Source organism: Chitinophaga pinensis, assembly GCF_007896845.1.
GTDB classification, from domain to species: Bacteria; Bacteroidota; Bacteroidia; order Chitinophagales; family Chitinophagaceae; genus Chitinophaga; species Chitinophaga pinensis_C.
In genome coordinates, this window is sequence record NZ_VOHS01000025.1 from 52,232 (window position 1) to 77,075 (window position 24,844).

A 24,844-nucleotide genomic window follows, 5' to 3' on the forward strand; every position below is an offset into this window, starting at 1 on the left:
TTAGTAATCCCTACTTCCTGATTGCCTTATGTCTCTGCAGATACAGCTTCGCTGACTCACTCGCCGTAATGATCGCACCACCTAATATCACAATATCTTTAATCACCAGCCGACCTCTACCAGAAAGGAAAGGAAATCCCCAGTCCGTGTCTGTCAGATGTGGCACCCAGCTCTCAGGCGTGGTCACGAGGAAGGAAAGGGTACCCAGTGTCATAATGAAGATCAGGAGACTACCTATCATACTGGCAAACGGAGCGACCTTATACAAGGCCACCAATATGGCCATACTTACCAGCAGTACACCCAATCCCGCAGAAAAACCATAGGTGTTATTCGCAGTATGCCATTCATGGTTCTGAGCGATCAGTTCGCCCTCTTTATTCTGGTGTGTTTTATATTCATCAGGATGATGATAAAAGAAGGACATAAAAGGGCTATTGGCCACAAATGGGACAATACCATCTGCCTCATAAGTAAAGAACTTCAGACCTCCGATCCAGAGGAATACTACAACAATACCAAAACGGACGGCCTTTTTACCAAACTGATCGAGTTTGCTACGAACTGACGATTGAATTTTTCATTTTTTTATAGTTAGTTGTTAGTGTGCTTATTGACGATGTAAAGTTAGGCAGGTCTGTCACGGCAGAACATGGACGATACAGTCTGTCACTTGGACAAATATGCCAGGTGTCAGGTAAGGGTACAATAAGACGGGTGTATTACTGAGGAAGGTCAGCCACGATGGAAATGCCGGTCTTCTGCCGGAAGGTCTGGGGGGAAACCTTTGTAAACTTCTTGAAAAAGCGGCTGAAATAGAATTCATCGCTGAATTGCAATGAATAAGCGATCTCTTTGATACTGCGCCGGGTCAGATGTAGCTGTCGCTTTGCCTCGAGAATCAGCGCTCCTGTATCATGGCAGAAGGCGACTTCTTAAAGTATTTTGTACAACGTTTGGTAAAGTTATTGGGCGACATAGCCAGCAGTTCGGCGTAGTCAGCCGGCTTGTGTAAGGTCAGGTAATGTTTGTCCAGCAGACGCCTGAATTCTTCCATCTGTTCATCCCGTTCTCCGGGATCTGGCTGATTGGCGGCAGATCTGGTTTTAATACTACTCGATTTCGCGAGGAACAGCTGTAAATAGCCCGCATGACGATCTCGTCACAACCGCTGACGTCAAACTCCTCTGCCAGCTCCTCCAGCAGATTCCTGAATATTCGCGCCTCCCGCTCATTTAACTGTACCGAGGGTTCGATATAGATATTATTAAACAGCAGGCCATTACATGCCACCTGTGCTTTGTGATATTCTATACAATAGAAATCACTATGAAATTGCAGCATTGCCAGTTTGCAGGGCTTTGGCTGCTCAATATAGATCATTTGCAGAGGCGTAGAGAATAACAATACAGGCCCTTTAAATGGAAATGCACCAAAGTCTGCATGAAAGATGCCTTCACCTTCTTCCACAAATACAATCGTATACTCGGCATATTGCACAGGCTTCGCCAGACAATCTTCTCCGGTATCGAGTCCGAGTAAAGTTTCATTGGAAGAAGAACAGATTCTTTTCATGCACACAGCTGATTATCTGACGAATACAAAAATATGGAAGTAAATATAAACAGATTGTCCGTCTTACGGTGATGAAAGTGTATTTTATGGCAAATCCCAATAGCCGGGAAATAACAAAGCGGAAAGGTGATCCCTTCCGCTTTGTCTGTAACGGTATATATTTCCGTTATTGCTTTATCAGTCTGAATTCTGTTCTTCTGTTCAGCTTATGCTCTTCCTCGCTGCAGTTTACACCATTACCACATCTATTCAACAGTTTAGTTTCACCATATCCCTTAGCTGAGATCCTGTTCTTTGCGACACCTTTGGATATCAGATAATTCATCACAGACGTCGCACGTTGCTGAGACAGCGTGAGGTTAAAGGCATCATTGCCACGGGCATCCGTGTGTGCACTCAGTTCTACCAGCTTGTCAGGGTTTTCCTGTATGATCTTTACCAGACCATCCAGTACCTTCGCAGCCGCCGGATTGACAGCCGCCTTACCGAAGTCAAAATAGATATCCAGTAATCCAGCCTTCACGGAATCAGCCGATGGCGTTGTTACAGGTGCAGGATCCGGCTGTTGAATCGCCACCGGCGGTGTTGCTATCGTATCAGCTGCATCAGCGGTTACCTTCTGCGGCGCATCATCCTTAACAGGCGTTTCCGGAACGTGTGCAGGTATTTCCTCCTCCGGCAGGTAAGCTACCGCATAAATATCATCACTGCCGCTACCCCCTTCCCTGTTGGAAGACAGATAGGCAATACCTTCATCAGTTAAACCGAAGGCAAAATCATCCTGTGGTGAATTCAGCGGATAACGCATATTCCTGATCGTACCGGTCATCTGACCAGAAAGCATCTTATGCAGCTTTACGCGGTAAATATCAAGCCCACCCATTCCAATACGTCCATCACTGGCGAAATAGAGGATGTCTCCTTTTATGATCGCCGGACTGCGTTCATTACCCGCTGTATTGATCGTCTTCAGGTTTGACGGCGGGCCCCACTCTCCCGAAGCAGTACGATAACACATATAAAGGTCAGTTCCCCCTGCACCACCCGGCATATTGGAAGCAAAGTACAGCGTCATACCATCCGATGTAATAAACGGATCACCTACTGAGTAAGCATTTACGTTATTGTGTGTAAATGCCACAGGCGCGGACCATTTACCGGAAGCATCCTGTCTGCTGCTATAGATCTCTACATTGACGGTCGCTGCTTTGCCTTTCGCACGATCTCCCCTGCCGGGAATGCGCGTCAGGGTAAAGAACATCTCTTTCCCATCTTTTGTAAAGCTGGCAGCACCCACATGGTAACCGGTACCGGTCTGTAAGGGGAACATAGCAATACTATCGCCATTTGCCGGCTTAAGGAAAAGATGCAGATAATCATTGCCCGTCCATCCGTTTAACAAAGGATCGGGCTTGACTCTGGTATCAAAGCGCAGGAAAAAATGCCGCTTTTTAGGCTGATGTGCGCCACCGGCGAAACGGTCGGACGTAAACACCACACCGCCCATATATGGAACCGCACTCCAATCAGATTTACCGGAGTTCAGGGCCTTATAGTTGTCGATCTTTAAACGGTCAGGCGATTGCATCCAGCTGATGGCCGAATCGCAGGAAGCGATCCAGGTGCGTGACAGTTCAGGCGACACCGTCGTAGCTGCAGCCGCATATTTTTCGTATTGTGCCCGTGCTTCCGGATACTTTGAATTATTCTGTAAAGCCCTTGCATAATAATAAGTGTTCTCCGCTTTACTGCCACTCATACCCGTAGCCACCGCGTACCAGCGTTCTGCCTCCGGATAGTTATTATTAAAACGGTAGCAATCTGCAAGGCGTTCCGCAGCGTGCAGACTTGCCTTTTTATTATAAGCTTTCTCGTAGAGTTCAGTCGCTTCTGCATACTTATAGTTATCGTATGCTTTATCAGCCGCCTTAATAATATATTGCGCCTTCGCAGAAACCGCAGTAAGCAAAAAACTTAGACCGATCGCGTAATGTATTGTCTTCATCGTCAGCATGATTAAGCAATCAGAATACCCTTGGCGTGGCCATCCTGATGTTTTGTTTATTAAAGGTGAACCCTACAGAGATCTCATGTGTGCCGCCGCTGTAGTTCTGTAAAGGACCTACAGAAAAATCATAGGCATATCCGATACGCAAATTGGGTACAGGGAATACTTCTACAGCTCCCACCGCAGCGTTACGGTACATCAGGTTTTTCTGCAGATAGCTTTTATCATACATCTTCAACCCGGTTCGGTAAGAACCACCGATCCAAACCACCTCTTTCAGAAGTACGAATGCATTCAGATCGAGACTGGTCGGACCACCACGGTCGTCTTTCAGGAGAAAGGACGGTTTCAGCTGAATGTCCTCATTCAATGGGATCAGCGTACCGGCGGTCAGATAGTAGTGTAGTTTGGTCTGTGGCAGATAAAGGAATCTGCCCTTATTATCAAATGCCTGTACAACGAGATTGTCTACAGAGAAACCAGCATAGTAGCGATCATCCGAATAGAATATCCCGGCTCTCGCATCCGGTGTCAGTCTGTGAAGACCAGCCGGCATATCCGTCTCCGGATCATTCGGGTTCAACACGGCGCCGTTAATACCGGTTTGCAACATCCCTACGCTCAATCCCAGCGCCAGACGGGAAGTCCCTTCCCTGTTCAGGCGGATGCGATAAGCATAACTGACATAGGCAGAAAGATTGTCCTGTGCACCCAGTTTATCACCGGATAACTGCAGGGCCAGTCCGACGTTACCGTCGTTGGCCACCGCATCCACAGCCAGCGAGAAACTTTCCGGAGCACCCTTCAATCCTGTCCATTGATTACGGTAAAAAGCATGCAGGTTCAACTGCTCCTTATACCCTGCATAAGCAGGATTGATATAAATGCCATTGAACATGTACTGGCTATACTGTGCATCCTGCTGTGCATGCACAGACAATCCCAATGATGTCAGCAGTCCAGCTATCAAAAATATTTTTTTCATAGTTTAGGTCTGAGGTTCACATGATTATTTGAAAGCCCTGATCAGTGTAACGTATCCTTTCATCACTTCCCATTCTGCACTACCGTTACGTCTGATGCGCAGCAGGTAGTAATAGGTTCCTTCATTCAGGCCGTCACCTTTCCAGTTATTCTGATATCCTTTTTGTCTGTACACTTCATTACCCCAACGGTTGACAATGATCAGCTCATTCTCCGCATACTGGTTCAGGCCCCGTATTTCAAAGAAGTCATTCTTACCATCACCATTCGGTGTAAACAGATTCGGTACATTGATACTGGTCGCTGTGACCGTCACCGCAACAGTCGCCGCATTACTCAGCTGACCATTTGCATTCTTCACCTGATAAGTGAAACTATCATCACCGGTATATCCCGGATCAGGGGTATATACTACAGTACCATCTTCGTTTATTTTCACGGTGCCATGCGCCGGAGATGCAACAACTTCCACAGAGGTCTTATCCAGTGTAGAATTACGCGCATCATCATTTGTCAGTACATCAATCGTAACAGGTATATTGGATTTTGTTTCACCTCTGTCATTCAGGGCCACCGGATCTTCTATCACAATCACCGGCGTTACATTGATATTTACTGTTACAGTGGCGGTACCACCTTTGCCATCACTGATGGTAATATTGAAGTTATCCGGACCACTATAACCCGCTGCCGGCGTATAAGTATAAGTACCATTGGCGCCTACAACCGCCGTACCATGCGCAGGATCCGTTGCTTTTGTAAAGGTCACCACATCGCCATCAGGATCAGTACCACTTACAGTACCGCTGACAGGCGTATTTTCCGGTGTCGTTTTAGAATCTCCAAAACCAGTCGGCGGATTATTCACTGGTGTGGTAATTACTGGTCTGACAGTAATATCCACCGTCACAGTTATACTACCACCCTTTCCATCATCAATCTTCACAGTAAAGCTATCATCACCTACATAACCCGTTGCAGGAGTGTAAGTATAAGTACCATCTGCACGCACAAGCACAGTACCATGCGCAGGATCTGTTGCTTTAGTGAAGGTCAGTACATCACCATCTGCATCTGATCCGCTTACTGCACCATCTACCGGTACATCTTTATTCGTGGTCCTATTATCACCAGTACCTGTCGGAGGCGTATTCACCGGAGGTACAACTACCGGTGTAATAGTAATGGTTACCGTCACAGTAACACTGCCACCCTTACCGTCATCTATTTTAATCGTGAAGCTGTCCCCACCACTATAACCAGCTGCTGGTGTATAGGTATAAGTACCATCGGCACGCATAACCACGGTACCGTGAGCAGGGTCTGTTGCTTTGGTAAAGGTCAGCGGATCGCCATCTGCATCAGCACCCGTTACAGCGCCATCGACAGCTACATCCTGATCCGTTGTTTTAGTATCACCTGTACCTGTCGGAGGTGTATTCACCGGAGGTACGACTACCGGTGTAACGGTAATGGTTACAGTCACAATAGTGCTGCCACCTTTACCATCATCTATCTTCACAGTGAAACTATCACCACCGCTATAGCCCGTTGCCGGCGTATAAGTATATGTACCATCTGCACGTACCACCACCGTACCATGCGCAGGATCGCTTGCTTTGGTGAAAGTCAGCGGATCGCCATCTGCATCAGTACCCGTTACAGCGCCATCTACAGCAACATCCTGATCTGTTGTTTTGGTGTCACCAGTACCAGTCGGAGGTGTATTTACCGGAGGTACGGTTACCGGTGTAACGGTAATCGTCACCGTAACAGTTGTACTACCACCTTTACCGTCATCTATCTTCACGGTGAAACTGTCACCACCGTTATAACCAGCCGCTGGTGTATAAGTATACGTTCCGTCAGCACGTACCACCACGGTACCATGCGCAGGATCGCTTGCTTTGGTAAAGGTCAGTGGATCCCCATCTGCATCAGCACCCGTTACAGCACCATCTACAGCTATATCCTGATCCGTTGTTTTGGTATCACCAGTACCTGTCGGCGGTGTATTCACCGGAGGTACGACTACCGGTGTAACGGTAATCGTTACTGTTACAGTAACACTACCACCTTTGCCGTCATCTATCTTCACGGTGAAGCTATCGCCACCGCTATAACCTGTTGCTGGTGTATAAGTATACGTACCATCAGCACGTACTACCACGGTACCATGTGCAGGGTCGGTGGCTTTGGTAAAGGTCAGTGGGTCACCGTCCACATCGGCGCCCGTTACAGCACCATCTACAGCTACATCCTGATCCGTTGTTTTGGTATCACCTGTGCCTGTTGGCGGATTATTGGGCGGTGTATTCACCGTAATGTTTACCGTTACGGTAGTACTGCCACCTTTGCCATCATCTATCTTAATGGTAAAGCTATCACCACCTACATAACCTGCTGCTGGTGTATAAGTATAAGTACCATCTGCACGTACCACTACGGAACCGTGTGCAGGATCGCTTGCCTTGGTAAAGGTCAGGGCATCACCATCCACATCGGCACCTGTTACGGCACCATCTACAGGTACATCTCTTGTTGTTGTTTTTGTATCGCCTGTGCCTGTCGGCGGATTGTTTAGCGGTGTATTCACCGTAATGTTTACCGTTACGGTAGTGCTGCCACCTTTGCCATCATCTATCTTAATGGTAAAGCTATCACCACCTACATAACCTGCTGCCGGAGTATAAGTATAAGTACCATCTGCACGTACCACTACGGAACCGTGTGCAGGATCGCTTGCCTTAGTAAAGGTCAGGGCATCACCATCCACATCGGCACCTGTTACAGCACCATCTACAGGTACATCTCTTGTTGTTGTTTTTGTATCGCCTGTGCCTGTCGGCGGATTGTTCGGCGGTGTATTCACCGTAATAGTTGCTGTTACGGTAGTGCTGCCACCCTTACCATCATCTATTTTAATGGTAAAGCTATCACCACCTACATAACCCGTTGCCGGTGTATAAGTATAAGTACCATCAGTACGTACCACTACCGAACCATGTGCAGGATCGTTTGCCTTGGTAAAGGTCAGGGCATCACCATCCACATCGGCACCTGTTACAGCACCATCTACAGGTACATCTCTTGTTGTTGTTTTTGTATCGCCTGTGCCTGTCGGCGGATTATTTGGCGGCGTTGTAACTGTAATATTTACGGTTACGGTAGTGCTGCCACCATTGCCATCATCTATTTTAATGGTAAAGCTGTCACCACCTACATAACCCGTTGCCGGTGTATAAGTGTAAGTACCATCAGCACGTACCACTACGGAACCATGCGCAGGATCTGTTGCTTTGGTAAAGGTCAGCGGATCTCCGTTTACATCTGCACCTGTCACGTTACCATCAACAGGTACGTCTCTTAAGGTGGTCTCTGTATCGCCAGTACCAGTTGGTGGCGTATTGATTCTTGTGATTGTCAGCGGGAATGTCTTCGTATCCTGTAAAGTGCCTCCGCTACCGGTATTACCTCTATCAGAAATATTGACTGTCACCATCACTGTCGGTGATGGATTCACTATCGTCATGTATTTAACACTACCAGCGGCGATAAAGGCATTGATGTTTGCAATCGTGCCTGTCAGTGACAAGGCCCCTGCAGATACACCTACGGTTACACTGCCACCTAAAGAAGCGGCAAAGGTGCCTTCCGGAACAGAAATGGTTACGGTCACCGTGTTACTACCCGCATCTACATCTACAAAGGATACCGTCTATTCTTGCAGGCGTACCTTCTGTTACATTAATGTTTGCCGGAACAGTTGCAACAGGTGCATCGTTCACCGGTGCTACATTAATGGTCATGGTTGCCGGAGCAGGCGCATAATCGTATTGATCCGCAGCCACCCAGCTGAAGTTGGTTGTACCGTTCCAGTTCAGGTTAGGTACAAAGGTGATATCTGCCAGATCTGCTGCTGCAATTTCATCTCCCGCAGTAACCGGCACACCATTTAATTCCAGGGCACCATTAGCAGGCAGGGTATTCACCTTTATTTTTGTGAGCGTCGCCCCATCGATATCACTATAATTATTGCTGAAGTCAGTCGCTGCAAAATGCAATGTATTGTCTTCATCCACATTCACACTACTATTGCTGACAGCAGGCGGATTGTTCACCAGCACACTTACAACATAAGTATAAACAGCTCTGTCAGCATCTGCGTCATCACTGGTAATCTGTATGGTGGCAGTATAAGTACCCCCCGTATGTGTTGCCGGATCAAAGCTTACACTGAAGTTACTGCTGATACCACCTGCGAGGCTGGCAGCTCCCGGTTGCGCCGAAACAGTAAATCCGGCATCACCGCTGATGCTTACCACAGGCGTACCTGTCAGGTGTAGCGTACCTGTACCCGCATTCTGCACAGCGAAGTTGTGTACCACAGCAGGATCAGCAGCCAGTACCGCACCAAAGTCTGTACCGTCTGTTGTATTCACTGTAGTGCTATTATCAGCGATCACGGTAGCATTACCGGATACGCTGATGCGGGGGTCTACCAGTATTTTGATCGTTGTGGTGGCCACCGGACCATTCTCTGTACCATCATTTAAAGTGGTAAGGATCGTACGATCCGTCTGGTCAGGCGTCAATTGTTTATTATAATACTCAATCAGCCCGATGGCAGCAATATAGTCTGCCGGAGAAGCAACGCCTGTCAGTACAATCGTACCGGTACTATCGCCTGTTGCGATAATACCTGCAGGCAATGTTCCATTCAGGTGAAGTCCTTCGTTGGTACCATCCGGGCGGTTAGACAGTGTGATCGTAGCCGAAGCAACGGTACCGCCATCCGGATCGGTAATAGTCAGATCTGTATCGGTGATCTTTGCCCCCACTGCACTGCCGGCATTATAGTAATTCAGGTAGCTGTAATTACCACTGGCACCTGAGCTGTGATCAGGGTCCGGGTTTAATACCGGACAGTTATTTACGTTTATCGTGGTACTATATATATTATTATCATAGTAACACTCTGTATAAAAAGGATCCTGTGTACTTAAGGAAGCCAATGTAAATGGTGTACCGACTGTTGCGCCGACGCCCCCCGTTACAAAAGACCCGTTATCGTTCAGGATCATGGAGATATTGATATTCAGATTACTTCTGCCACTCAGATCAAGGTCGAAGGTAAAGTCCTTACAATCTCCCATTTTGATCTGGTCAGGTATCAGGCCAACATATATAAGGCGTGCATTCGCGTCTGTAGTCGGATCTCCTTCGTAGAAAGCAACCGGCATTCCACCATTGTTATTACCGGAACCCGGGTTACAGATCTGTACATGCGCCTTTACGATATTACAGTTGGCTCCTTTGGTGAAAGTGATATTGGTGGGGTTAAAGGCCACATCCGGACGGGCTCCAAAGAAATCGGCCGATAACAGGAACTGGTAAGACTGATTCGCCAGACCCGTTTTATTAGTAACAATCAGCTGACTCTTATCTGCTGTCAGTTTAAAAGAGAGGTCATAAGGGAATCCTGCTTTGAAACCAACGGTATTCGCGTGCGTCTTGGTACTGGTACTATCCAGAGGTACATCGCGGAAGGCGAAATTGTCCTCTCGTCTGCCGGTACCGGTGGAAGAACCTACCTGCTGATAATAATACCCGGTAGCTGTTTCTTTTTCAAGATCTATATATGCATAAGATGCCAGTGGGTTCTCATTACTCTCATTATTGAAGTTGATCGCGTTGGCCGTCTCGTTAAAGTAAATAAAGTTCGTTCCTGAAGGAATTCTGAACGTTCTGGTAACGCCTGCTGCCGGGTAGGTAGCACTGGAAATACTCCGGATATCGGAATCGATAAACTCCGCACTCATACCTTGTCCCACTCTGTTATAAAATTCAAATACATAGGAATCGTCGAAGTCGCGGGCATAATTAAACGCACGTCTGATAATCAGATTGCTACCGCTTACGTAAATCTCTGCATTATATACACCTACGGCACCATCGCTGAGGTTTTTTCCAGTATAGTCTCCGCTGATAAAACCGGACGACAATAAAGGACCGCCAGTATTGACATTCTTGTTACTAATTACATAGGTGGATCTTCTGTCGTCAGAACCACCATTCGCAAGTGTAACAAATCCGTTCATCAAAGCATTATCAAGGTCCAGTACGAAATGCAGATTTGAATAACCTTCTTCCGTACCGTTATTACTATCCAGATCAACAACACTGGTATTACTACCCTTACCTACGATACTGATAACACTCGTTCCTGCAGGAATCGGTACCACCAGATCAGTGGCACTTACCGTTACACCATGCAGCATGCTGCGGATGACAGTTGGCAGTGGATTGAGTGAGTTGGTCGTCGGTGACAGATATTCAACATGATAGGACGAATGGATCCCTGTCGCGTTTTCAGCGATCGTCAGTGTAGAACCTGTAATTGAGAATCTAACGTTGTTGAGGTCAGGGGTCTTGTCTCCAATCTTACTTGCGTCAGGGATAACAGCACCGAGGTTTACTTTTCTCCATCCGTATACATTCGTTCCGGTACCAAGCGTATTGGTATTTTTTGCGTAGTTGAGAAAACCGGAGGAAGTGAGTGTGGGGATATCGATGATCGCATTGATCGTAATGAAGTCTTCATCTCCTCTTAAAGTTTCCGCATCTCCCGCCGGATTATTCAGACCGGTTTCAGATGCAACATACACTACTATCGACTTTGTGCCCGCCGGAATAGTGAATGTAGGAGCGGCTCCTCCAGGCGCCCTGTACTTGGTTTCTACACCGATAATATCGGCTTTTTTACCCCCCGTCGGACTACAGGGACTGAAAGGTAACTGTCCGTAAACAAGGATGGGGAAGAGCATCAGGCAAATACCTGATAACGCTCCGAAGAATTTTGTCTTCATAGGTATTTTCAATTAACAGCCATTTCAGACTGTATATTCACTGGTTAAGGGAGCACTCCTTACTTAAATAAGGAACAGAATATTGTCATCATTCCCGAACAATGCTCATAAAAAATGTCGAAAGTGGGTTTCCACATTCGACATTTTTCATACCGGGCACAAATATAGATTATTAACTTAATATCTTATAACAGAAAAAGGCAAGTCATTTTCATGACCTGCCTTTTCTGAAAAATTGAAACATTGTTATCAGATGCTTTCTTCGTAAACATTACCGAACCTGTCGGTAGCTTTCACCGTGATCTTTTTGGCCTCAGGTGAAGGTTTTGCGAAGAACATGTGATCATTGAGTGTAGGCTCGACGAACTTGTGCTTTTTAGGCAATTGTGGTCCGAGATAGAGTTCCACCGCCCACGGGTCGTAGGCTACGCGGTGCTCCATCAGGCCTTTTAATACGCCATCTTCATACCATTCTACTTTCCATTTGCTATCCCAGTTCCATACGTTGGCGGAAACTTCATCCGGCGATTCTTTTACTCTCCCTTTCGGATATACGCGAAGCTGTTTTTCTTTTGGTAAGCCGGTTGACTTGTAATACCATTTGATATCAGGACCGTCTACCTCATACACACCGTATCCGCTGGGCGTACCATCGCCACAAATAGGGCCGGTCCACCATGCACCGCACACGGTACCGTGGTTGTGCTCCATAATATCGCCTTCTTCCCAGTTATCATTAAAGTGCGTATGTCCACTCATGATATGTACTTTGTAGGGCGCCAGCATCTTATACAGCTGCTTTCTGTTAGCCACCGTACCCCCTCCTACTTCATCCGGTTTACCATTTCTTCTTTGCTGGCCGGTGAAGGTTGGAATATGTGTACTCAGCACGATCGTGCTGCCAGGTTTTACATGGGCGAGGTCCTGATCCAGCCATTGTAACTGGTTTTCAGTAATATAACCGATATAATTTTTCGCGGCGCCGAGGAAGAATACGTCATCCAGTACGATGTAGTGGATGTCTCCCCTGTTGTAAGAATAATAGGTCGGGCCAAACTGTTTCTTAAACGTATTGGACGAACCATCATCTGTACGGGCTTCATTATCCATATCATGGTTACCGATCACATTGAAGAAAGGAATACCTGTTTTGCCAACGGCTTCCTTATAATCTGCAAACAGTTCGAATTCATCCCAAACCAGATCTCCACAACCAATACCATGGATCAGCAGGTCTGTCGGGTAAGATTTCACCAGCGCCTGCAGGTCAGGCACTGACTGACTCATTAACAACTCGACGTCTTTCTTTGATTTCATCTGCGGATCAGCCCATACAACAAAAGCATGTTTACGGTCATCTACCTTCAGTTTCTCCAGATTGAAGTCGTTTTTGATAACGTTGTTACCTTTGCTCAGTGGTCTGAAGAAATTAGCAATTCCCTTTTCTTCCGGGAATGCATAACCTGATGGTACACTGATATATACAAATTCAGCGGTGCCGTTACTCTGGAGTAAGTAGTCGCCGTTTTTGTCGGTCAGTACGATATTGATACCGTCCGTAACCTGTACCCCCGGGATCCCTTTACCGTTGCTCTGTACCTTTCCTTTTAATGTAACATTGGAAAGATCGATGTTTCCTCTTCCGAATAATGGCTTTGCATTCAGCATTACCGAAGGCACTGTCAGCAGTGAACCGGTAATACCAAGATTCTTTAAGAATTTTCTTCTGTTAAGCGTCATAACTGTTTAATCTGTTTATTTGAGAACTGTAGCTCCTTCTCCTTCGATATCAGATAATGGTGAGCTCTTGGTCAGCAGTCTGTTATTCTGCGATCTTGCTCTCACCCATTTACCCAGCGCCGGATTGTACACACCACCCAGCATATTAAAATAACCCAGGTCAGCCGTGTTATACACCAGACTCAGAGTATTGGAACCTTGTCTGTAAAATGGCTGCTGTGCCATGGTAATAGGGTTAACAATATCATAGAAATCTGTATTGGCAATACGATAGCCTTTATTACCGGAGTAAAGGCTGCCGCCAGTAGAAATAAAGATGACATCTACCGGCGTAGAGCTGGCGGTTACCGCTGAATCTTTGAATATCGCCATACCGAATGCGTTACCACTGTTAGCGAACAGACCGCCTGTTTTCAGACCAAACCCATCGCCATCATTCTTGGTATAATCAAACGCTCTGATCCAGTTGGAAGAGCTGATATTGGTAGAACCTGAACCGTTGATCAGTTTACCGGCGCCGCCCACATAGAAGAAAGTACCTTTCTTTGCGGTACCCTGGCTCAGACTCATTTTGTAAGTACGCATGTTACCAGTCGCCCAGCCATTGGTAGGATAACCCGTTGGCGTAGATGCATTTGCATTATTTGTCACTACGAAAGCATATGGCGTCTTCGCAAAATCAATATCCGTTGTGGCCATCAGCTGTACATACTCATAGTTACCATCTCCACCTGCCACATCGCTCATAAAACCGGTGATCAGTACAGGTGCTACCTGAATCTCAGAACTCAGCTCCACCACATCTTTTCCGGTACGTACACGAAACTGTGGGATCAACTGTCCTTCCTTGGACTGTGAATTGAAGGCAATACCGAAATAGTTCGCATTCACAAACGCCTTATTATTTGCAAATGTGGCATTCGCTTCTGTGTGCAGGATGATATCTCCAAAGCCATCATTCAATGTTTTATCGCCTGATAAAACATCTGTCGGCTTAGGCAGAGGATCAAAAGTACCTTTCACAATCACAGACAGTACACTCTCATAAGCATCCGGATTAGCCTGCATCTGACCGATGGTCACACGCATGATCGTAAGAGAATTATCAGATGATACCTTCTGAATATCGCCTTTGGTAACACCTTTTATCTCCAGTATACCGTTTACCCTTGACAGGGTTTTACCATCGATATGGATGATAACAGAATCTCCCGGCACAAAGGAAGCAGCATCAGCGCCTAAAGGAATTGAGATACCACGCATTGCAGACAAGCGACGGGCATCCTGCACAACCAGCAGTCCTTCCGGCAGGTTGCCGCCGGAGTGATCTGATACGACCATTGCTGCAAGACTGTGCCCTCCTTTGAGGTTATCATTGTTCAGTACAAGGTCCTGTCCTCTGTACAGGTTCCTTATATCCATTATGGCTACATAAGGACTTATTTCCGCACCGGGATAATTATCCTTTTCACATCCCCAGAGAGAGATCAGCGAGGACAATAAGAAAGCGTATATAAATATCTTTTTCATGACAGTATTTTGGTATTGAATATCAATTATGGTTTTTGCCACCAAACCTGGGTAGAGATCTGATCTGCCCCTTGTCTGGCAACTGCCAGTTTATAATTTGTCGGATTAGTTGATTGTACATAAACAGGATAGGTCATCCTTGCAGGCATTACGCCACCATTTTTCAGGCCCGCGCCTTTAGGCAGGATCGGGTGCCCGGTACGACGGTATTCAAACCATTGTTGCATATCCATCAGGAACAGCGCATAATATTTTTGCTTGTGGATCCTCTCCATTTTATCTTCGAAGGATAGCTTCTCATCCCACTCGATATCTGCCGCTGTCAGGAAGTCTTTGACAGGAACAGCCCAGTTAGGCAACCACAATGTGATACTGTTCTGTGCACCATCATTATAGTAGGTTTCTGCAGAACCGGTGATCCAACCTCTGATAGCACATTCAGCCAGTATAAACTTAAGTTCTGCGTAGTTCATCATCATACCGGTCAAAGGCTCTGTCATCAGAGACACTGCAGAGGTATTAGAATAGAAGTAACATTTCTTAACCGGGTTCTCGCCGGGCGCATAACCGCTCGGAATACCCTGATAAGAACCGGAGTAAGGAGCAATCCCCCATCTGTTAATGCTGCTGGTACCATAGGTAGGAATGTCAATACGCGGGTCATTCCAGGAGCTCAGGTTGTCGATGAAGAAGCTGGCAATACCGGGTGCCCTGAAATCCTGCTCTCTGACACCGATGTACGGAGAAGACAGAGGACCTACACCGGTCCATCTCAGGATAGCTGATTCCGCATTGCTGGCCATGATCGGATAAGTTTCCACGATCTTTTTAATTCTGGCTTTACAGAATTCAGTCATTTCAGGTTTGCCGGACACTCTCAGTAATAAACGCAGGTACAGTGAGTTACCGAACTTACGCCAGTTTGCCACAGAACCATTATAAACCGGGTCACTGACATTACTGATCGCCGTACCTGTCGTTAACCATACGTTTGCGGAGTCCAGTTTGTCGAAGATATCCATATAGATATCTTTCTGTGCATCGAAAGTCGGTTCATAGATGGCGCTGTCTCTCGCTTCGTTAGACTGGAAATATGGAATATCTCCGTAGGTATCTGTCAGTATGGAATAAATCCATGACTGACAGATAACAGAAATACCCATATAGGATCTGTTGTAGGTCATCGGTCTGCTGGCTACTTTATACATATCCTTAAAATTGGTCAGTTCAGAATATAGGCCATTGTACAGATAGTCTGCCCATGTAGCACGGTAGTCGTATCTGAATACCTTACCTTCCGCATCACTCGGATCTACCGTTACCTGCATCAGCTCATTATTGAAGTTGCGGTTACGGAGCATATTATAGCCAAGTGTGCCTACCAGTGCCGGCGCCATCAGCTGTTCAGGCAATGCTGTAGGTGTTCCGTTCGGATCAGTGTTGATCTCTGTGAAGTCTTTCGTACAGGATGAGAAAAGCAGGCTACCCATCAATACGACAGCTGTGAATTTATATATAACTTTCTTCATTGCTTTTAAGATTAGAGTACGAGTACCAGGTTACAGCCAAGTGTACGGGTGGAAGGGAACTGGCCCACTTCAAAGCCCTGTACGATATCAGTGCCGGTGATTGTACCGAATTCAGGATCGAACATCGGCCATGGAGACCAGATGAACAGGTTACGACCATATACACCAAATGTTGCACGCTGGAAACCGATACGTTTAGCCACCTTTGGATTCAGGGTATAGTCAAGACGTGCCTCACGGAATTTGATAAAGTCAGTACGGAAAGTGCTACCTTCTGCATTATCCACGCCATAGTGAGAACGATAATATTCATCGATATCAGTAGCGATCACGTCGTTCTTGCGGAACTTGCCATCACCTTCCCGTACAACACCATTACCAATGATACCATTGTAACGGCCAGGCAGTGTGTTGGTAGTTTTACCCTGCTCTGCCAGTTTGTAGTGCATCAGGGAGTGTGCGACAGCACCATACTGGCCATCGAACTGTATACCGAGGTGGAACTGTTTGAAAGTAAAATCGTTGGTGAAGCCCAGTTTAAACTTAGGGATCGTATTACCAAGGTATTTCACACCTTCAGTAAGCAGTGCCACACCTGTCGTTGCATCATAAATAACCTGTCCGTCAGGAGAACGCTGGTAACCGCGACCATACAGGTCCCCCATGCTACCACCTACCTGTGCTACGATCTGGCCACCACCTACATAACCGGTTTTCAGTACTACAGAACTGTCTACCAGTTTCTCGATCCGGTTACGGTTAGAAGAGAATACGATATTCGTGCTCCATTTGAAACCGCTTTTGGTGGCGATCGGCGTACCATTTAATGCCAGTTCAATACCTTTATTGCTTACCTCACCAGCATTGATCAATACCTGATTATAACCGGAAGCACGGTCAACGATACGATAGAGGTGCTGATCTTTGGACATACCTCTGTACAATGCAAGGTCAAATCCGATACGGCTGTTGAAGAACTTACCAGCAGCACCTACTTCATAAGAAATAGTTCTGAGTGGACGCAGGTTCGGATTAGCCAGTACGGAAGGATTTTCCAGACCACCACTATACAGACTACCCGCTGACGGATAGGTATAAGCCGTCATATAAGGAGTTGTACCACCACTACCTACACCAGAAGCGGAGAACCTCACTTTCGCATAGTTTACAGCAGCAGGCAATTTGAAATATTCAGAAGGAACGAAACTCAGGTTAGCAGAAGGATAAAAGAATGCGGCGTTACCCGTACGTGCCGGAGTAGCCAATGTACTTGCCCAGTCCTGACGGGCGGTAAAGTCTACAAACAGGTACTCTTTATAGGCCAATGCAAGCAAACCATATGCACTGTTGAATTTATAGCCTGATTTGTAAGGCATGGTTACCAGCGGACCAGCAGCGTTAGCCATACTATAGATGCCCGGATAGATCAGGGAATCCGCACGTACCTCATCTTTATTATAGTTATTTCTCAGAGTACTTCCACCAGCTGTTACTGACAACTCAAGATCTTTGGCGATCTTGCCCTGATATCTCACGAGGAAGTCTGTACTGGATTCCATACCGAAGATATTCTGTGTACGGAAGCTACCACGCTGGAATTTAGCACCTGCGTCATAAGGACGTTTCTGTTCGCGATGCTCGTTGGCAAAGTCAATGGATGTTCTTACCTGTACACTCAGTCCTTTTACGATGTTATAAGTCGCCTGTACGTTACCGGTAATACCATGACGGTTGGTTGAGTTCAGGAACTCATAAGAAACCGCGTATGGGTTTTCGGGGAAGGAACTGAAAGGATATTTAATCTGTTTTCCTTCCTGACCATTTACCCAGTAGTTTCTCAGTCCGTCCAGATCAGCATTTGGCTGCCAGAAGATATACCAGTACATCAGTGACTGGTTACCATAACCGGAACCCGGCAGGTTATCACTGAATTTATTGGTATAGTTTACTTTAGAAGAGATCTGCAGTTTATCATTCACTTTTGAATTCACAGACATCGCCACCGTATTACGGCCATAGCCTGTATTCGGCACGGTCCATGTGTTGTTTACATTTGTGAAGGAGAAACGTGCAGTTGTTTTATCAGTACCACCATCCAGACTTACAGAGTTTGTATAGGTCTGACCGGTCTTGAAGAATTGCTGTATCTGATTAGGATGAGCAACCCACGGGGTTCTTTCTTTACCCTGTGCCTGTGTGGCCGGATCATACTGGAAGAATTTCTGACCTTCGAAACGTGGACCATAAGCGGAGCTGGTACCACTGGTGCTGGCGCCGTCAGCAGATGCACCATAAGAATAATAAGCAGCACCGTCCAGACCCTGTCCGTACTCATATTGCAGAGAAGGCCAGCGGTTCACCTGTTCGATGGAAGCGTTTGAGTTAACCGTTACACCCAGTCCTCTTCTCTTCGGACTACCAGACTTGGTGGTGATGATCAAGGCACCATTCGCACCACGCTGACCATATAATGCCGCAGCACCCGGTCCTTTCAGTACGGTAACAGACTCAATATCTTCCGGGTTGATGTCGTTCAGACCACTACCATAGTCAGCCGGCATGTTATCACTACCGGTACCGTATGGCGTCTCACCGCTGTTTGCAGTACGACGGCCGCTACTCTGGTTGATCACCACACCATCTACTACGATCAGTGCCTCGTTGTCACCATTCAGGTTGCTTTCGCCACGCAGGATGATCTTGTTAGAACCGGTAGGACCAGCATTCGATCTGACGAGGTTCAGACCCGCTACTTTACCGGACAATGCATCTGTCCAGTTATTAGATACCGCATCCGTCAGCTGCTCATTTTTCACAACAGTAGCAGCATAACCGAGTGCTTTCTCATCACGTTTGATACCCAGTGCGGTAGTAATTTCAACTTCTTTCAGTGCTTTCGCATCCGGTAAGAGTTGTACGTTCAGCGTCTGGGTTTCTTTTACCGGTATAGTGCGGATGCTATAACCCATAAAAGAGAATACCAGAGATGTTCCGGGAGATGGAACAGCGATGGTATAAAATCCATCTTTATTGGTGATGGTACCTCTCGCACCATTTTTTGGACGTACGTTCACACCGATCAGTATTTCACCTCTTTCATCGGTTACTTTACCACGGATAACGATATCCGGTTGTCTGCGCATGATAACAAACGTATTACCGTTGCGTACAAATTCGTATTCTGTATTACGCAGTGCGGCTCTCAGTATTTCTGATACGGTAGCGCTTTTCAGGTTTACCGTTACTTTCACAGCGGTATTTACTTCGTCTTCGCTGTGATTTACGACGAAAGAGGTGTTCTTCTCAATAAACTGAAATACACTTTTCAGCGGCTGTCCTTCGATAGCTATGTCCAGCTTTTGTTCGCTGGTTTGTGCATAGACAGCAGGCATAAATGCAGTAAAGAATAACAGTACCAGCAGCCCCGCATTCCTGATAATCCCTTTCAGTTGCGGACAGCAATTCCCTAGCGGGCCTCCCCGCTTATTTGTACTCTTGTCCATTCATTTAAAATTTAGCTTTTGTACCGAATTTTTTCGATCCCTTAATGGGTGGTTGTTATTGTATAAATATTAGGTTGTCTGTAATAGTATAATCGATGTTACCCATGAGCTTCAACTGCTGCATGATATTATGAATACTGTTGTTCCTGAATGTTGCTGTAAATCTGCGTTTCAGCAATGTTGAATCTTTTACTTCAAAACGTACTGCATATTTATGTTGCAATACCTGTAATACTTCCTGTAAAGCGGCATCATGGAAATTAAACTCTCCTCTTATCCACGCAGTGGTGGTTGAAACATCGATGTCCTGTTTGGTAATTGTCCCTTTGTATTTATCTATTACTGATCCATTGCCGGCCCTGAGTTCTAACCATGGTCCTGCCTTTAAAATGCTTTCAAGAGCAACCCGTCCGCTGTTCACAGATACGGAGGCGCGTGTCTCTTCTTTATAATCTCTTACGGAGAATGAGGTACCCAGTACCCGTACTCTCATCTGTTGTGTTTTTACTACAAATGGATGTGCTGCATCCTTTGCGATATCAAAATAGGCTTCTCCTTCTTTCAGTACCACCATACGTTCAGTGCCTTCGAAGTTCTCCGGATATAGCAATTCACTACCGCCATTAATAACGATACGCGTGCCGTCTTTCAGCATCAGGGTAGCGTGATTGCCATCGGCCACCTTCATCACCTGATAACGTTTTGGTGTCTGTCCGCTTTTTTTGATATAAAGACCGGCCTGTTTTCTCAACAGGAAAGCACTTCCCATCACGAGCACCAGAATAGCGGCATACTTGCTCACTTTTCTCCAGCGCTCAAGGAATATCACTTTACCCGGTTGTACGGTTTGTTTAAGACGTGCAAGCGCGGCGGCTACTTCTTCGTCCGGTAGCTGGTGATCTCCTTTCTGTAAATAAGCATCCATTGGGAATAAAGCCGCCTGCTCCTCTTCTGTGAGAGAGTCAAGTAAATGCTGTAATTCCTCTTTTTGTGCGGAGGTTAATTTACCAGTTCTGAAATCTTCCAATCTTTTCCGGATATCCTGCAGGTCCATTTAGCTGACTTAGTTTATTGTGTTTATTATAAGAACAGCAAAAGAAACAGGTCACCGTCAGCAATCAAGGTTAAGGAATTGTTACCAAAGAAAAAGGAAGCTGGCAAGGCGGGTACGCAGGGTACGGAGCACTCTTCCGATATAGCGCTCCACGGTTTTTTCAGATACGCCTTCCTGCAGGGCGATCTCTTTGTAGGTAAGGCCTTCTTCGCGGTTTAGCAGATAAAAACGGCGGGCGGATTCTTCCTGTGTATTAATGGTATGGTCGATAATCTGCTGTTGCTCTTTTATTTCCATGTAGTTGGCAGCAGCACTTGTTTCAATATATACAGTGGCGTAGGCGTCCTGTTGTTTCTTTTCTTTTAATACGCCTTTCAGGTGATCCAGAAAACAGTTACGTGCAATAATCAGAATATATCTCAACATCTCCTCTCCGTCTTCCGGCAACAGTTCCAGCTTTTGCCAGACCTTCAGGTAAGCCTCCTGTGCGAGGTCACGGGCCAGATCTTTATCACTGCTGATTTTTTCCAGGTATGCGACGGTATTACCATAGGTTTCTTTGAATAACCTATCAAAATACATCTCAGGGTCAGATGAAGGACTATGTTTAGTATTAATTCGCATCTTTATTTTAACCTGGTGTTTACGAACAAAATTACACCGCCATTGTAAAGGTAATGTTAAGTCTGTCTGAACAATATTCAGCAGACATAGCGTTAAAATCTCTTAATAAGATGATATTCAATGACAATAGCGTGGTAGCTGTACGTGTTAATTTTCAGGGCGCTAAAATAAAGTCGCAATGTTAAGTTTAGATGAAGTAATTGTTAACTTAAATGGATATTTTTTGTCCGGTCAGTTGGCCTGATACAAACTCTTCATATGCTCAAAATCGTAAAAGGTTAATCGTCTTATTCTAAAATAAGTATCCCAATATTCCCTGAGTGTATCAATATAATTTCTCCGGGCGTTGTCCCTTTCCGTCTGGGCCAGATTGAGGTCTACTATTGTCAGCTTGCCTGTCTGAAATTGGCTGTTGATCATTTCAAAAGATCTTTCAGCAATTGAATCGGTTATCTTTCCCAGATTGATATTCCCATTCAGCAGTTCTATACTGCTTACCAATGTTACTATTTCCTGAACAAGGTTGACACTGTCAATATTATTATTAAAATTCGTCAGTTTCTCAAGTGCAACAGATGTCTTATATCTATTACGACGCCGGCCCCAGTCAACAAGGGGCATATTAATGCCGACAGACAATGTTTGCTGATTCTTCGGATCTGTATAAATAGGTCGCAAAGAAGTTGACGCCCTGTTGAGGCCAAAATTTGCTACGAGGTTAATTTGTTGTTTTTCAGCTTTTGCCTGCGCAACATCTCTCTCTGCTTCGAGTTTCTTCCTTTCAAACGCTATATACTCCGGCCGGTATTGTCTGGCGAAAACAATCGCCTGTTCAAGCGGGATTGTCATTGCCGGAATATCTGCCGGCAATTGTAGTGTCATATCAGGATCCATATGGAAGCCAGCGTAGCCCTCAAGTGCTAATTTTGCGATTTTGTAATCATATCTGGCCCGATCCAGATCCTGACGGCTTCTCAGATGACGTAATTGCAATTGCATTAATTTGCTCTCAGAAGTAGTACCCAGATCAATTCTACGGCTTTCGAGAACATAATTTATGCTATCATTATTGAGATTACCTGAAGCTATGGCAATATTAACCTGTGCGTCCAATACGTCGAAGTACAATCTGACTGTCTGCTGAGCAATATTTTCCATTGTCTGAACATACTCCCTTTTCGACTCCTCATACAATAGTGGTTCGATCCTCTTCCGCCATTTGAGTGTATTAAAACCGAATACAGGCTGCGTAAGATGCAGGAAAACGGGCGTGCCATTATATTCTCTGTATTTCTCCTTAAAATCATAAAACTGACTCAGTTCCGAGTTAAGAGACAACAGCCCACCACTGAAGGGTATCTCCTGACTGAGACTAAACCCGAGATTGGAATAATTTTGCTGAACTGGCAAAAAAGCGATTTTACCATCAGGTTGTGTAACAGAAGTATATTGCTTACTATACGACGGAAGATTGCCATAAAGAGAAATTTGCGGCTTTAAATCGCTCCTTAAAGTCAAAAATTGATAATACCTGATTTCCTTTTGAGTAATTGCCACTTTAGACAGGGAAGATCTTGTCTGGGACAAAGACACCATTTCCGGCAATGAGATACTGTTTTGTTGCTGAGCAATAGCAAGCAAAGGGGAAAGTCCCACAGATAACAATAATATCCAGGCTGATCTTAATATCATATCTTATTCTTCCATTTAAACAGATACCAATATGCAAGAGGTACAAACCATGTTGTAAAAAAAGTACCGATACTTAAACCTCCAATCACGACCAATGCCATTGGTCTTTGCAAATCATTCCCTATTCCTCCCAAAAACAAAACCGGCACCATCGCAATACTGGTTGTCAGCGAAACCATTAATAATGGCTTAAGACATTGATCTCCCGCTTCATGAATAATACGGGAAAGTAGTCGCTCATCCCGTATCATTCCTTCTTGTATATATTGTTTTTCAAGTCTGACAAGAGTTTCTACCTTAAGTATAGGATCGTCTACTATCAGGCCCAGTATTACAATAAAGCCTATCGCAGCCATAATGTCCAATGTGCTCCCTGTTATCCACAAAAGGAATAAGCCTCCAGTAACTCCCAGAGGGATGGTTAGCATGACAACAAGCGGCAACAGAAGATCTTCATATTGCAAAGCCATGATAAATATAGCAGAAGTAATACGACTAAGAAGACAGTCAGCAGTTGTTTAAGCTGAACACGATCTTCAAAATACCTGCCGCTGAAATCGACTGAAAATCCACTTTCCATAGACGCTTTACGTATCATGTTCTGTAATTGTACGACGTCTGTATCCTGTGTTTTATAGAAAGCTGAATAATATACACCGGCTTTATCTGCTGCAATATATTTAGGTTGCAGACCATACGCCATATTAACAAACAGATTCAAAGGATACGAAGTGTTATTGGCGCCCGGTACGGTCATCTTCAACTTTTCCACCATACTCGTTTTCTCGCTGCTGAGTCTTACGCTATTCTCTCCTTCCGTCCCCTTAAGATTCAAAATATGATATGTTCCAAAAAGCTCCTGTAGCAGGTCCTTAATATCGGCCATCTGCACACCATATAACAACATTTTCGGCTCATTAAATTCCAGTGTCATATTGGGAACCATCAGGGTATTTTCGGCACGCGTAAGACCCTTAGCTGATAATTTTTCCAGCAGATGATCAATGTCTGCCGTTTTCCCATATCGGAATCTGGCTTCGAAATACGGGCGCTCATTTTCGAAAAGCTTTGTAAAGGCATTAGGGGCGTCAACAATATCAAACCCAGCTTTTTTGTAGTGCGTGGGCATCCATTCTTTATTAACGTATTGACCTTTTCAAGTTCATTTTCGGTTCGGGTATTGAAGTAAAGAACCGACTGCTGTATTTCACTATTAACCGGCTGCATCAGGAACTGCTGCATTCCAACCTCTGCTTCAGTAGAGGTGCAATATGGATGAATCAGGCGCTCGAGTTCGTTGGTCCGACGCAGGTTTTCGGCCGCACTTATTGGCTCATTCCAGTCTACTTTAAGCAGGCTCTCAGTTCTTTCGATATGTGGAAGGCTTTTTATCGGTATCCGGGTAGCCAGCCAACATCCCACAAACATTAATTACTGGATAGTAAAATACACTCGCCTGAATCGCAATATATTATGTATCATCCGGTGATATCCTGCCGCTACCCACTTATAAAATATGGTAATCCTCCTTTTTTCCGGAGTAGCGTGCTTCATTAGTATTGGGTAGAGTACCGGCGTTAAAATAAAAGCAACAAGTAATATATACCCATAGAAACAGAAAGTGCTATACTTTGGTCAGCAATCAATCACCTGAAAGACCGTTCATGAGTATTAATGGCACATAGACAGCTACAGTGGTTTAATACCTGACTGATAACGGGGACAATCACCTCATT

15 protein-coding genes and 1 pseudogene are annotated in these 24,844 nt (G+C 45.5%); all 16 read right to left on the bottom strand.

The features are described 5' to 3' along the window. Positions 1-10: 10 nt before the first annotated feature. Positions 11-577 carry a DUF417 family protein gene (locus FEF09_RS20685; RefSeq protein WP_146306867.1) on the bottom strand — a complete coding sequence of 189 codons (567 nt, stop codon included), beginning with the start codon at positions 575-577 and terminating at the stop codon, positions 11-13. A 145-nt stretch (positions 578-722) separates the two neighbouring features. Then, entirely contained in the window at positions 723-905 is a 183-nt protein-coding gene (locus tag FEF09_RS31685) for a helix-turn-helix domain-containing protein (RefSeq protein ID WP_222597054.1), read from the bottom strand. Next, complete coding sequence (locus FEF09_RS31690; protein WP_222597051.1) at positions 902-1,057, bottom strand: helix-turn-helix transcriptional regulator; 156 nt, start codon at positions 1,055-1,057, stop codon at positions 902-904. Before FEF09_RS31690 ends, FEF09_RS31685 begins: the two co-directional genes overlap by 4 nt. Further along, the gene (locus tag FEF09_RS20690; protein ID WP_222597052.1) at positions 1,018-1,575 is read right to left on the bottom strand and encodes a hypothetical protein; all 558 of its coding nucleotides are present in this window, start codon (positions 1,573-1,575) and stop codon (positions 1,018-1,020) included. Before FEF09_RS20690 ends, FEF09_RS31690 begins: the two co-directional genes overlap by 40 nt. Before the next feature lie 166 nt (positions 1,576-1,741). Further along, positions 1,742-3,580 carry an OmpA family protein gene (locus tag FEF09_RS20695; protein ID WP_146306868.1) on the bottom strand — a complete coding sequence of 613 codons (1,839 nt, stop codon included), beginning with the start codon at positions 3,578-3,580 and terminating at the stop codon, positions 1,742-1,744. A gap of 19 nt (positions 3,581-3,599) precedes the next feature. Further along, positions 3,600-4,568: a type IX secretion system membrane protein PorP/SprF gene (locus FEF09_RS20700; RefSeq protein ID WP_146306869.1), complete on the bottom strand. Its 969-nt coding sequence runs from the start codon at positions 4,566-4,568 to the stop codon at positions 3,600-3,602. A 24-nt stretch (positions 4,569-4,592) separates the two neighbouring features. Further along, positions 4,593-8,246, bottom strand: coding sequence for an Ig-like domain-containing protein (locus tag FEF09_RS20705; protein ID WP_146306870.1), 3,654 nt, complete (start codon positions 8,244-8,246; stop codon positions 4,593-4,595). Between the two features lie 7 nt (positions 8,247-8,253). Then, positions 8,254-11,436 (bottom strand): choice-of-anchor D domain-containing protein, encoded by a 3,183-nt coding sequence (locus tag FEF09_RS20710; RefSeq protein WP_146306871.1) that lies wholly within the window; start codon positions 11,434-11,436, stop codon positions 8,254-8,256. Between the two features lie 249 nt (positions 11,437-11,685). After that, on the bottom strand, positions 11,686-13,176 hold the full coding sequence (locus FEF09_RS20715; protein ID WP_146306872.1) for a calcineurin-like phosphoesterase C-terminal domain-containing protein: 1,491 nt from the start codon (positions 13,174-13,176) through the stop codon (positions 11,686-11,688). Positions 13,177-13,191: 15 nt separating this feature from the next. Beyond that, entirely contained in the window at positions 13,192-14,706 is a 1,515-nt protein-coding gene (locus tag FEF09_RS20720) for a DUF5689 domain-containing protein (protein WP_186774438.1), read from the bottom strand. A 26-nt stretch (positions 14,707-14,732) separates the two neighbouring features. Continuing rightward, a complete protein-coding gene (locus FEF09_RS20725) occupies positions 14,733-16,235 on the bottom strand; it encodes a SusD/RagB family nutrient-binding outer membrane lipoprotein (RefSeq protein ID WP_146306874.1) in 1,503 nt (500 codons plus the stop codon). Between the two features lie 11 nt (positions 16,236-16,246). Then, complete coding sequence (locus FEF09_RS20730; protein WP_146306875.1) at positions 16,247-19,738, bottom strand: SusC/RagA family TonB-linked outer membrane protein; 3,492 nt, start codon at positions 19,736-19,738, stop codon at positions 16,247-16,249. Positions 19,739-19,793: 55 nt separating this feature from the next. Beyond that, positions 19,794-20,792 carry a FecR family protein gene (locus FEF09_RS20735; RefSeq protein WP_146306876.1) on the bottom strand — a complete coding sequence of 333 codons (999 nt, stop codon included), beginning with the start codon at positions 20,790-20,792 and terminating at the stop codon, positions 19,794-19,796. An 81-nt stretch (positions 20,793-20,873) separates the two neighbouring features. Then, complete coding sequence (locus FEF09_RS20740; protein WP_146306877.1) at positions 20,874-21,416, bottom strand: sigma-70 family RNA polymerase sigma factor; 543 nt, start codon at positions 21,414-21,416, stop codon at positions 20,874-20,876. A 231-nt stretch (positions 21,417-21,647) separates the two neighbouring features. Next, a complete protein-coding gene (locus FEF09_RS20745; RefSeq protein ID WP_146306878.1) occupies positions 21,648-23,108 on the bottom strand; it encodes a TolC family protein in 1,461 nt (486 codons plus the stop codon). Next, a pseudogene (locus FEF09_RS34860) lies at positions 23,105-24,237 on the bottom strand (efflux RND transporter permease subunit). Before FEF09_RS34860 ends, FEF09_RS20745 begins: the two are co-directional and overlap by 4 nt. Between the last annotated feature and the right edge of the window lie 607 nt (positions 24,238-24,844).